The organism is Nocardioides mangrovicus, from assembly GCF_003674065.1.
GTDB classification, from domain to species: domain Bacteria; phylum Actinomycetota; class Actinomycetes; order Propionibacteriales; family Nocardioidaceae; genus Marmoricola; species Marmoricola mangrovicus.
Genome location: NZ_RDBE01000007.1, coordinates 429,322 through 440,058, shown reverse-complemented (window position 1 = coordinate 440,058; position 10,737 = coordinate 429,322). Strand labels below are relative to the sequence as shown.

The following is a 10,737-nucleotide window of genomic DNA, read 5'->3' as shown; positions in this document are numbered from 1 at the left end:
GCGTTGCCAACGCAGCGAGGCGCGTGCTCAGGGTGCGAGGCCGAAAGTGACTGTCTGACTCGCGACACTAGGGACGGCCCACCGCCACCTGCTCGGTGAGCACGACTCCGTCGGAGGCCCCGGCAGCGGAGTACTCGTTGGCGACGACGAAGAGGCTCGTGCCGTCGGGGCCGCCGAGCACGCAGGAGAAGCAGCCGCGGTCGGCCTCGAGCGTGGCCAGGACGCGACCGCCCTCGGCCACCCGGACGCAGTGCCGGCCGGGGACGGAGGCGTACCAGAGCGCGCCGTCGGCGTCGATGCAGATGCCGTCGGGGGCCTCGCCCGCACCGAGCTCGGCCCAGACCCGGCGCTCGACCAGCGTCGCCTCGTCGGTGATCCGCCACGCCGTGATGCGGTCGGCGTGAGACTCGGCCACCAGCAGCGTGGTGTCCTCGAGGATCGCCATGCCGTTGGGGAACCACACGTCGTCGGCCACCTGCCGGCTCGAGCCGTCGGGCAGGACGACCGCCACGACGCCTGGTCGTCTCGGCTCGCCCGGTCTCGACCCCGGCATGTCCACCCACGCCCGGCCGGCGGCGTCGACCACGATCTCGTTGAAGGGCTGCCCGGCCGCCCCGTGCACGGCGAGCTCCGGACCGACCAGCACCCCTGCGGGCGAGGTGAGGACCAGCCGGCCGTCGGGCAGCCAGTCGATCGAGAACGGCAGCCCCTCGACGCGCGCCTCGACCCGCGAGGACCCGTGGTCGTCGAAGGAGATCACCTCCCCGGCCAGCCAGTCGCACACCCACAGCCGGCCGTCGTGCCAGCGCGGCGACTCTCCCATCCGCAGGCCGGCGGCGAAGGTCTCCACGCCGCTCAGGACCCCAGGCCGGGCACGATGTCGTCCAGGGCGTAGGTGAGCGGCTGCTCGAGCTGCTCGTAGGTGCACGAGGCCGGCGTGCGGTCCTCGCGCCACCGCACGAAGTGCGCGAGGTGGCGGAAGCGGCTGCCCTCCATGTGCTCGTACTTGACCTCGAGCACCCGCTCGGGACGCAGCGGGACGAAGGAGAGGTCCTTCGTGGCGTTCCAGCGGCTCACGTTGCCGGGCAGCCGCTGTCCCTGGTGCGCCTCGGCGCTGGCCCACTCCTGCCACGGATGCTCCTCGCCCTCACGCAGCACCAGCGGCTCGAGCTCCTCGACCAGCTCGGCTCGTCGCTTCGCGGTGAACGCCCCGACGACGCCGACGTGCTGGAGCCGGCCCTCGTCGTTGAAGAGGCCGAGCAGCAGCGAGCCGACCAGCGGCGCGTCCTCGGTGGAGGTCTTGTGCCAGCGGAACCCGGCCAGCACGCAGTCGGCGGTGCGCACGTGCTTGATCTTGAACATCACGCGCTTGTCGGGCTGGTAGGCGCCCGTCAGCGGCTTGGCGACCACGCCGTCGAGATGGGCGCCCTCCAGCTCGACGAACCAGCGGTTCGCGACCTCGAGGTCGGTGGTGGTGGGCGTGAGGTGGATCGGCGCCCGCGCACCGGCCAGCGCCTCCTCCAGCGCCGCACGACGCTCGGCGAACGGGCGGTCGGTGAGGTCGTCGTCGCCGAGGGCGAGCAGGTCGAAGGCGACGAACGAGGCGGGCGTCTGCTCGGCGAGCAGGGTGACGCGCGAGACGGCGGGGTGGATGCGCTGCTGCAGTGCCTCGAAGTCCAGGCCGGCGTCGGTGGCGATGACGATCTCCCCGTCCAGCACACACCGCTCGGGCAGCTCGGCCAGGATCGCCGTGACCAGCTCGGGGAAGTACCGGGTCATGGGCTTCTCGTTGCGACTGCCGATCTCGACGTCGTCGCCGTCGCGGAAGACGATCGCCCGGAACCCGTCCCACTTCGGCTCGTAGGAGGCCCCGGCCGGGATCTCGGGCACGGACTTGGCCAGCATCGGCTTGACCGGGGGCATGACGGGCAGCTTCACGGGCCCATTCTTAGTCGCCGCGGGCCCTGCCCGGCCAGGGCACTACTGTGCTGGGCATGAGCGACGACTACGACGTGGTGCTGCTCATCGAGCAGCCGTTGAGCGCGCTGGACGCCCAACAGGTGCGCAGCCTGCACGAGGAGCTGCCGGAGACGGTGCGCTACCACCTGCTGCTGCCGGTCGACGACGCCGCCGTCCGCGTCGAGAGCGCGATGGGTGCGCTCGGCAGCCCCGGCGACCTGCTGCCGACCGGCCTGATCCAGCCCGAGCTCGACGTCGAGGAGCTGCAGGACGAGCTGGTCACGCAGGCCCGCAAGGCGCTGCAGGACTCCGTCACGGCGCTGCAGGACGCCGGTGCCGCGACGGTGCAGGGCGAGCTGGTCAGCGTCGACCCGGTTGACGGCCTGGTCGCCAAGGTCGGCGAGCTCGGCGCCGCCGAGGTGATCGTGATGACCAGCTCGCACGTCGTCTCGGAGTTCTTCCACCTCGACTGGACCTCGCGCGCCCGTCGCAAGCTCGGCGTCCCGGTGCTGCACCTGCTCGAGGCCGAGACCTTCGACGAGCAGGCGGAGGGCTACGGCGAGGAAGGCGTCACCGGCCTGTGAGCCCGCACCGATGAGCCCCGACTGATGAGGTGGGCCCGATGAGGTGGGGCCGGCGCGGTCGACCCGATGGTGGCGGCGACCCCACGGCGTTCTGGAGCTGGTGGGACCAGGAGGGACGCACGCTGACCTCGCGCGCGCTGGCCGCCGGCGAGCCCGCGGGCACCGTCGAGCCGCTGGCCGAGGCCGTCTCGACGGTGCACTCCGAGCTGTCGTGGGAAGTGGCGCCCGGCGAGCTGTCGACGTACGTGCTCGTGGTGACGCCCGCCGGCAACCCCGACCTGCGCGCGACCGCGCGGCGGTGGCTGCTCGCCGCCCCCGCCTCCGATGAGACCTGGTCCTACTCCGACCACCGGCTGCCGCGCACCGACCCGGAGTCCGTCCGGCTGGATTCGATCGGCGGCGCCGTCGCGTTCGGCGACGTCAGCGTCACCGCGCGGCTGAACGGGCTGCGCTTCGACGTCGTCGTGCACCACCCGCGGTTCGCCGACCTCATCGAGCCGGCGCGCCTGCAGGTCGCCTTCTTGGCCCTGGACCTCACGCTGGGCGAGGACGACGTGGAGCTGTGGATCGGCACCACCACCGCCACCGAGCACCCGCTGGTCGACGGCTTCGGACTGACGGCGCTGCGCTCGGTGGTGCAGCAGCACGCGGCCGACCACGTCGATGAGGACGGCCGGCCCGCCTGGATCCTGCTGCAGGGCGAGACCCCCGACGGCCCGCTGCTGGCCTCGGTGCAGGTGCCGCTGCACCCGGCCACCGCGCCCTCGCTGGCCGTGCACGTCGCGGTGGCGGTGCCGTTCGCCGAGATGCTCTCCGACGGCCTGCCGGGCCAGCACTCGCTGGCCTCGCTGCGCGCCTTCGAGGACCAGGTGGCCGCTACGCTGGCCGCCGAGGGCCGCCTGGTGGCCCATGAGACCGCCGGCGGCCTGCGCACGATCCACGCCTACGTCGACGAGACCTCCGACGCCGTCGACCGCGTCCGCGCGCTGGCCGGCACCTGGCCCGACGGCACGGCCGTCGTCACCGCACGCCCCGACCCGACCTGGGCCGGCGTGGCGCACCTGAGCGCCTGACCGGGGTAGTCCAGATCAAGCAGCACCAGTTCGGGACCTGGAAGCGGTGCTCCATGATCTGGACTAACCCCGCGCGAGGAAGCCGTCGGCCACGACCTCGAGCATCGGGCGCACCGCCTCGGCGTCGAGGTCGGCCTGGTCGGCCACGGTGGCGACGCCGCCGACGAGCCGGCACGCCTGGAGCGCGTCGACCGGCACCACGAGGTCGTCCTCGAGGTCGCTCAGCACGGTGCGCATCGCCTCGGAGAGCACCTGGCACTTGGTGCGGATGGGCGAGGTCTCATCGCCCATGGCGCAGGTCAGCTTGGCCGGCCCGCCCTTGTGGAGGCTGATGAGGGCGACGTAGTCGGCGAACCAGCCGACCAGCACGTCGCGCGGCGCGCCCTCGCGGGCCATCGCCTTGCCGGCGGTGTCGTTGACCCGGTCGACCCAGACCTGCATGACCGCATCGACCAGCGACTCCCGGTTCGGGAAGTGCCGGTAGAGCGTGCCGGCGCCGACGCCGGCCTGCTTGGCGACGAGGTCGAGCGAGGCGTCATAGCCCTGCTCGCGGAAGATCGCGCGAGCGACCTCGATGATCCGCTCACGGTTCCGTTGGGCGTCCGCACGCATCGTCGCGTCCTCACACTTGCTAAACGGAGACAGTCTCCGTATTGTTCTGACCGAACCGGAGAAGTTCTCCGGAACCCATAGAGTACCTCGCCCGGACCGGGCAGAACAGGACTACTCGCGTGACCGTCTCCACTGCTTCTCGGAACCCGCTCGAGCGCCCGATCGCCGTCATCGAGCACCGCCGTCCCCTCCCCATGAAGAAGACCGGCGCCCGGCTGGCGCGCCGGCCCCGCCCCGAGCGGCCGGGCCTGGCCATGGCGCTGGTCCTCACCGGCCAGCTGATGCTCATCCTCGACGCGACCGTCGTGAACGTCGCGCTCCCCCGGATCAGCGCCGACCTCGGCTTCGACCGCGCCAACCTCTCCTGGGTCCTCAACGCCTACGCGCTCGCCTTCGGCGGCCTCCTCGTGCTGGGTGGCCGCCTCGGTGACGCGTTCGGGCGTCGCCGCGCCTTCCGCCTCGGCCTGACCGTCTTCACCCTCGCCTCCATCCTCGGCGGCCTCGCGCTAACCCCGGAGATGCTGGTCGGCGCCCGCGTCCTCCAGGGCGTCGGCGCCGCGCTCGCCGCCCCGAGCACCCTGGCGCTGCTGACCACCAGCGCCCCCGACGAGCCGTCGCGGCTGCGCGCTCTGGCGCTGTTCGGCGCCGTCTCCTCTGGCGGGCTGTCGCTCGGGCTCCTGCTGGGCGGCGCCCTCACCGACCTCGGGTCCTGGCGCTGGACGCTCTTCATCAACGCCCCGATCGGCCTGGTCGTGATCGCCCTGGTCGGGCGCTACGTCGGCGAGACCGCGCGTCAGCCCGGCCGCTTCGACGTCGTCGGCGCCCTCACCGCCACCGGCGGCGCGGTCGCGATCGTCTGGTCGCTCATCGGCGCCCCGGCCCACGGCTGGGTCTCGGTGCGCACGATGAGCGGTCTGGCGGTCGGCGCGCTGCTCCTGGCCGCGCTCGCGGTGACCGAGCGACGCGTCAGCCACCCGCTCGTGGCCCCGGTGCTGGTGCGCGACCGACGTCGCGTGGGAGCGCTGGCGGCGATGGCGCTGATCGTCGGCGGCAACCTGTCGATGTTCTACCTCGTCGTGCAGTTCGTGCAGCGCGTGCTCGGCTTCGGCCCGATGGCCTCCGGGCTGGCGTTCCTGCCGCTCTCGCTCGCCGTGTTCGCCATGTCGCGCATCAGCCCCCGCCTGGTCGGGCGGTTCGGCCCGACCCGGCTGCTGATGGCCGGCGGGCTGGGTGCCGCGGTCTCCTACCTGTGGCTCTCCCAGGTCGACGCCACGACGACCTACCTCACCGGCGTCTTCGGCCCGATGCTGCTCATCGGCATCTCGATGGGCCTGTGCTTCATGCCCATCACCGCCATCGCGCTCGGCGGCGTCGAGCCGGAGCACGCGGGATCGGCCTCCGGCCTGCTGCAGACCACCCAGCAGCTGGGCAGCGCCGTCGGCGTCGCGACGATCGTCTCGGTCTACGCCGGCCACAGCATCCCGGGCCAGTTCGTCCCGGGCCTGGGCGCCGCCTTCGACGCCTCGGCCACCTTCGCCGCCCTGACCTTCCTGGTCGCCGCGGCGATGCACGTGAGTGCGCGGCGTCAGGCGGCCCTCGCCCCCGCCTGAGCGCCTAGTCCAGAACGAGTGACACCAACTATCCGCGGGTGGACGGTGTCACTCGTTCTGGACTACCCCGCCAGGCCGCACGACGTAGGTTCGAGCCGTGAGCGCCGACGTCGTGATGCGAGGGCTGCGCGGCCTGCATCCGATCTTCTTGTCGCACCACCTGACCGTGCTGCTGGTCGTCATCTTGGTCATCGCGGTCTACATGGCGATCCGTCAGTACCGACGCTGAGTCAAGGCAGCCGCCCCGGCCTCACGGCTCGATCCGGTTGCCGTCCGCGTCCCAGTGCTCAGCGACCTTCTTGCTGGGCTGCACGCGCGGCGGCTCACCGGGCATCTTCGGGTAGTCGGGGGGCCAGTTGAGCTCGCCACCGGGGAGGGTCTCCCAGAGCTCGAGGAGCGGGTCCAGGGAGTGGGCGACGTCGTCGATCGCGGCCCAGGGGTCGCCGTCGGCCATCCGCTCGGGGACGGTGAAGAGGTTGAACGCTCCGGGGTCGGTGAGGCCGGCCAGCTCGTCCCAGGTGACCGGCGTCGAGACCGGCGCGCCGGGCAGCGGACGCAGCGAGTAGGCCGAGGCGATGGTGCGGTCGCGGTTGTTCTGGTTGAAGTCGACGAAGATGCGCTCGCCGCGCTCCTCCTTCCACCAGTCGACGGTGACCTGGTCGTCGCGGCGGGCGAGCTCGCGGCCGAAGCCGATGGCGGCGTGGCGCAGCTCCTCGAAGGTCCAGCGGGGCTCGACCCGCACGAACACGTGCACGCCGCGGTTGCCCGAGGTCTTCGGGAACCCCGCGATGCCCAGCTCGTCGAGCAGCTCCCTGGCCACGCCCGCCACGCGGACCGCGTCGGTGAAGGTGGTGCCGGGCTGCGGGTCGAGGTCGATCCGCAGCTCGTCGGGATGGTCCACGTCTGCGCGCCGCACCGGCCAGGGGTGGAAGACCAGCGTGCCCATGTGCGCGCACCAGACCGGCACGGCGATCTCGGTCGGGCAGATCTCCTCGGCCGTACGCCCCGAGGGGAAGGCCACCTTCACCGTCTCGAGGTAGTCGGGCGCGCCCTTGGGCACCCGCTTCTGGTAGAACGCGTCGGCGTCCTTGTCCTGCGGACCGGTGGCCAGCCTCATCCCCGGCCGCACGCCGGACGTCCACCGCTCCAGCGCCGTCGGCCGCTCGCGCAGCGCCCGCACCAGCCCGTCGCCGACGTCGGCGAAGAACTGCGCCACCATCACCTTGGTGACCTCGGGCGTGGCGTCGGTGGCCTCGAAGATCACCCGGTCGGGGCTGGAGACCCGGACGGCGCGCCCGCCCGCGTCGACCTCGGCTGCGGGCGGCTTCGCCATGCTCGGAGACTAGCCGTCGAGATCGGGGGTCCGGCGCAGCCACCACTCGCCGACGGCGACGTTGATCGAGAGGCCCAGCCAGAAGGCGATGCCGAAGGTGACCCGCTCGGGGAAGGTCTCGACGTCGGTGGTGGCCAGCACGATCGCGGTGAAGATGCCCACCCACAGCCGGATCGTCCCGATGCCGGTGGCGGCCGCGAACGCGCGGATCATCCAGCGACGGTGTATGGGGACGTCGTCGTGGCGGATCGCCCACAGGGCCCGCAGCAGGCAGCCGACGAACCAGGTCCCGAACACCACCGTGGCCGCCGACTCGGTCGCGTGCCCCCACGGGTAGAGCACGCCCATCACCAGCGCCAGCAGACCGCTGAGGACACCGCACCCGACCAGCACCCGGCCCAGCCGGCGGTGCAGCAGGTAGTGACGCGTCCGGAACCGGCGTGAGAGCTGAAGCGGAGCACCCAGCAGGTAGACCAGGCCCGGCACGATGTGGAGGTAGCCGAACCACGGGTGAGCGACGTACCGCTTGGCGAAGTCGTCGGCCGGCACGGTGCCGTCGAGGATGTGCGGCCAGTCCGTGACCACGCGCACGACCGCGAAGCCGACGATGACCAGGAGCAGCACGCCGACCCCCGCCGTCAGCGGACGCAGGTAGCGGGGCGCTGCCGGGCCCGCGCTCTCGGTCATGTCGACCACTCTCGGCACACGGCCCGCCGAGGGCAAGGCTCAGCCGCTAAAGCTCCTTGACGTCCACCACGGAGTTCGGCCGGAACGTCGGGCGCTGGTCGGGATCCTCGGCCTGGGCGCGGTCGTGGTCGTAGCCACCGGTGGTGACCATGACCCAGTCGGCCACCGGATGGTCCTGTCCCAGGACGCCGAAGCCGGCCCGACCGCAGGCGCGGACCAGCGTCTCGCCGCACCACTCGTGCACGGCCGGGAAGTGGAACGCCGCGCGCTGCAGCTCGGCGAGCGGGCCGACGAAGGCCACCGGGTTGCCCAGGGTGTCGCCGCAGACGCCGCAGATGCGCGAGAGCGCGCACTGGGTGACCCGCTTCTTGTTCAGCAGACGCACCGAGGCGCGGCCGTCGTCGAACTCGCAGGCGTAGGGCACCGGCGCGTCGAGCTCGGCGTCGCGGGGGCGCTCGGTGATGCCGGTGGTCGCGATCACGACTGCGTCCTCATGCCGTCCGCCGGCCCTCGTAGGAGCCGAGCTCCTTGCGGCGCAGGCCCATCTGCGCGTCGTTCTTGCGCCCGCGCGGCACCTCGTCGGTCGGGTCGTAGTCCGGACCGGAGGTGAAGCGGTTGGGCAGCGAGAGCTTCATGATGGTGCGCAGCGCCTGTCCGTACTGCCGGTGCAGCGGGCCGATGGTGTAGGGGATGCCGTACTTCTGGCACAGCGCCTTCACCTCGACGGCGATCTCGGCGTAGCGGTTGCTGGGCAGGTCGGGGAACAGGTGGTGCTCGATCTGGAAGCCCAGGTTGCCGCTCATGATGTGCAGCAGCGGTCCGCCCTCGAAGTTGGCCGAGCCGAGCATCTGGCGCAGGTACCACTCTGCGCGCGACTCGTCCTCGATCTCCTCCTCGGTGAAGTGCAGCGCCCCGTCGGGGAAGTGACCGCAGAAGATGATGACGTAGGCCCACAGGTTGCGCATCGCGTTGGCGTAGGCGTTCGCGGCCGCCGTGGTGGCGAAGTGTGGGCCGGAGAGCAGCGGGTAGACGACGTAGTCCTTGCCGGCCTGGCGACGTCCCTTCTTCCAGATCTGCAGCAGCTGCTTCTTCATCAGCTTGGGGTCCTTGGTGCCCTTGCGGATCGCCTCGAGGTCGAGGTCGTGCAACGCGACGCCCCACTGGAAGAGCGCCGCGAGCAGGGCGTTGTAGACCGGCTGGCCCAGATTGCCGGGGTTCCACTTCTGCTCGCGAGCCATGCGGAGGATGCCGTAGCCGATGTCGGCGTCGTAGCCGAGGACGTTGGTGAACTGGTGGTGCACGTAGTTGTGGGAGTGCTTCCACTGCTCGGCCGGCTGCGCGGTGTCCCACTCCCAGTTGCTGGAGTGGACCTCGGGGTCGTTCATCCAGTCCCACTGGCCGTGCATGACGTTGTGGCCGATCTCCATGTTCTCCAAGATCTTGGCCAGTCCCAGCAGGGTGCCGCCCACGATCGCCCCGGGCACGCGGGTGCGCCGGCTCCACGGCGTCGTCGCCATCACCACCCGCGCGGCGGTGGCCAGGCCGCGCTGCACCTTGATCATCCGGTAGATGTAGGCGGCGTCGTCGTCGCTGCGGCTCTCCTCGACGCGCTGCCGGATGGCGTCGAGCTCGGCGCCGAGCTGCTCGACCTCCTCGGAGGTGAGGTGGGTGTACTCCGTGACGTCGGAGATGGCCATGGCGGTTCCTCCCGGGTGGTGGGGTCTTAGATGTCGAAGGTGCAGTCACCGACGGGCACGGTGACGCAGGTCTGGACGCGGTCGTTTCCCTCGCCGAACTCCTCGCCGTTGCGCAGGTCGCGCACGGTGCCCGAGATCAACGTGAGGGTGCAGGTGTGGCAGATGCCGGCCCGGCAGCCGTAGGGCATGCCGATACCGGCCTCCTCGCCGGCCTCCAGGACGCTGGTCGCGCCGTCGCACTCGGCGGTCTTGCCGGAGTTCTGGAAGGTCACGGTGCCGCCCTCGCCGCCGTCGCCGGAGGCCTTGAGGCTGAACCGCTCCAGGTGCAGGTGGTCCTCGCGGCCGGCTGCCTGCCAGTGCTCCTCGGCGGCGTCGAGCATCGGCGCCGGGCCGCAGGCCCACACCTCGCGCTCGCGCCAGTCCGGGCACAGCTCGTCGAGATGCTCGTCGAGGTCCAAGAGTCCCTCGTCGTCGGTGTGCCGCGGCACCACGCGCAGCGTCTCGTGCTCGGCGTGGAGCCGTTCGAGCTCCTCGCGGAAGATCATCCGGTCCGGGCCCGTGGAGGAGTAGCTGAGGACGACGTCGGGCATCGTGTCGCGACGGGCCAGTGTGCGGAGCATCGACATGACCGGTGTGATGCCGCTGCCCCCGACCAGGAAGAGGATCTTGGCCGGCGGCGGGTTCGGCAGCACGAAGTCGCCGCTGGGCAGCGCTAGTCGGATGATCGTGCCCGGCGCGACGCCGTTGACCAGGTGGTCGGAGAGGAAGCCCTCGGGCATCGCGCGGACGGTGATCGAGATCGTCCGGCCCGAACGTTCCGGGGCCGAGCTGAGCGAGTAGGAGCGCCAGTGGAACTTGCCCTCGACCTGGATGCCGATGCCGATGTACTGGCCGGCCTGGTGGTCGAAGGACCACCCCCAGCCCGGCCGGATCACCACGGTGGCGGCGTCGTCGGTCTCGGGGACGACCTGCTCCACGACGCCGCGCAGCTCCCGGGCGGTCCACAGCGGGTTGACCAGGCGCAGGTAGTCGTCGGGCTGCAGTGGCGTGGTGAGCTGACGGCCCAGGCGTCGCACGCCGGTCCAGCTCACGCGATCGGTCAGCGCCACGGTGTCCTCCTGGAAGTTCCGCCCAGTAAACACATGTTCACTGGAGCCGACAACCACCCGGAGGTGTCGGTGA

Annotated in this window: 12 protein-coding genes; 4 read left to right on the top strand and 8 right to left on the bottom strand. The window is 71.5% G+C overall.

What is annotated here, in order from left to right; all coding sequences use genetic code 11:
- Window positions 1-67 precede the first annotated feature (67 nt).
- Window positions 68-850, bottom strand: a complete 783-nt coding sequence (locus D9V37_RS11645; protein ID WP_232524876.1) for an SMP-30/gluconolactonase/LRE family protein — start codon at window positions 848-850, stop codon at window positions 68-70.
- Window positions 851-855: 5 nt separating this feature from the next.
- The gene (locus D9V37_RS11640) at window positions 856-1,938 is read right to left on the bottom strand and encodes an ATP-dependent DNA ligase (protein WP_121806302.1); all 1,083 of its coding nucleotides are present in this window, start codon (window positions 1,936-1,938) and stop codon (window positions 856-858) included.
- 56 nt (window positions 1,939-1,994) lie between these two features.
- Between D9V37_RS11640 and D9V37_RS11635 the strand changes: the two genes are divergently transcribed.
- Window positions 1,995-2,543, top strand: a complete 549-nt coding sequence (locus D9V37_RS11635; protein ID WP_121806301.1) for a hypothetical protein — start codon at window positions 1,995-1,997, stop codon at window positions 2,541-2,543.
- 38 nt (window positions 2,544-2,581) lie between these two features.
- Window positions 2,582-3,616: a DUF695 domain-containing protein gene (locus D9V37_RS11630; protein ID WP_121806300.1), complete on the top strand. Its 1,035-nt coding sequence runs from the start codon at window positions 2,582-2,584 to the stop codon at window positions 3,614-3,616.
- A gap of 63 nt (window positions 3,617-3,679) precedes the next feature.
- On the opposite strand, the gene D9V37_RS11625 is transcribed toward D9V37_RS11630, so the two are convergent.
- Window positions 3,680-4,228, bottom strand: coding sequence for a TetR/AcrR family transcriptional regulator (locus D9V37_RS11625; protein ID WP_121806299.1), 549 nt, complete (start codon window positions 4,226-4,228; stop codon window positions 3,680-3,682).
- 119 nt (window positions 4,229-4,347) lie between these two features.
- On the opposite strand from D9V37_RS11625, the gene D9V37_RS11620 reads away from it, so the two are divergent.
- Together D9V37_RS11620 and D9V37_RS20885 are read left to right on the top strand one after the other, a co-directional pair.
- Window positions 4,348-5,838: an MFS transporter gene (locus D9V37_RS11620; RefSeq protein WP_232524875.1), complete on the top strand. Its 1,491-nt coding sequence runs from the start codon at window positions 4,348-4,350 to the stop codon at window positions 5,836-5,838.
- Between the two features lie 97 nt (window positions 5,839-5,935).
- The gene (locus D9V37_RS20885) at window positions 5,936-6,067 is read left to right on the top strand and encodes a hypothetical protein (protein ID WP_269778377.1); all 132 of its coding nucleotides are present in this window, start codon (window positions 5,936-5,938) and stop codon (window positions 6,065-6,067) included.
- Between the two features lie 21 nt (window positions 6,068-6,088).
- Here the strand turns inward: D9V37_RS20885 and D9V37_RS11615 are convergent, their stop codons facing one another.
- Genes D9V37_RS11615 through D9V37_RS11595 form a run of 5 tightly spaced genes read right to left on the bottom strand, consistent with a single transcriptional unit; the run spans window position 6,089 to window position 10,664 of the window.
- On the bottom strand, window positions 6,089-7,171 hold the full coding sequence (locus D9V37_RS11615; protein WP_121806298.1) for a DNA polymerase domain-containing protein: 1,083 nt from the start codon (window positions 7,169-7,171) through the stop codon (window positions 6,089-6,091).
- 9 nt (window positions 7,172-7,180) lie between these two features.
- Window positions 7,181-7,858, bottom strand: coding sequence for a DUF2306 domain-containing protein (locus D9V37_RS11610; RefSeq protein ID WP_121806297.1), 678 nt, complete (start codon window positions 7,856-7,858; stop codon window positions 7,181-7,183).
- 46 nt (window positions 7,859-7,904) lie between these two features.
- Window positions 7,905-8,339 (bottom strand): hypothetical protein, encoded by a 435-nt coding sequence (locus tag D9V37_RS11605; RefSeq protein WP_121806296.1) that lies wholly within the window; start codon window positions 8,337-8,339, stop codon window positions 7,905-7,907.
- A gap of 10 nt (window positions 8,340-8,349) precedes the next feature.
- The gene (locus D9V37_RS11600; protein ID WP_121806295.1) at window positions 8,350-9,555 is read right to left on the bottom strand and encodes a fatty acid desaturase family protein; all 1,206 of its coding nucleotides are present in this window, start codon (window positions 9,553-9,555) and stop codon (window positions 8,350-8,352) included.
- Between the two features lie 26 nt (window positions 9,556-9,581).
- A complete protein-coding gene (locus D9V37_RS11595; protein ID WP_198412505.1) occupies window positions 9,582-10,664 on the bottom strand; it encodes a ferredoxin reductase in 1,083 nt (360 codons plus the stop codon).
- Window positions 10,665-10,737: the final 73 nt, after the last annotated feature.

Excerpts from the sequence above, each read along its gene's own strand:
- D9V37_RS11625 (WP_121806299.1), bottom strand. The coding sequence starts at position 4,228 with ATGCGTGCGGACGCCCAACGGAACCGTGAGCGGATCATCGAGGTCGCT.
- D9V37_RS11600 (WP_121806295.1), bottom strand. The coding sequence starts at position 9,555 with ATGGCCATCTCCGACGTCACGGAGTACACCCACCTCACCTCCGAGGAG.
- D9V37_RS11635 (WP_121806301.1), top strand. The coding sequence starts at position 1,995 with ATGAGCGACGACTACGACGTGGTGCTGCTCATCGAGCAGCCGTTGAGC.
- D9V37_RS11630 (WP_121806300.1), top strand. The coding sequence starts at position 2,582 with ATGAGGTGGGGCCGGCGCGGTCGACCCGATGGTGGCGGCGACCCCACG.
- D9V37_RS11615 (WP_121806298.1), bottom strand. The coding sequence starts at position 7,171 with ATGGCGAAGCCGCCCGCAGCCGAGGTCGACGCGGGCGGGCGCGCCGTC.
- D9V37_RS11610 (WP_121806297.1), bottom strand. The coding sequence starts at position 7,858 with ATGACCGAGAGCGCGGGCCCGGCAGCGCCCCGCTACCTGCGTCCGCTG.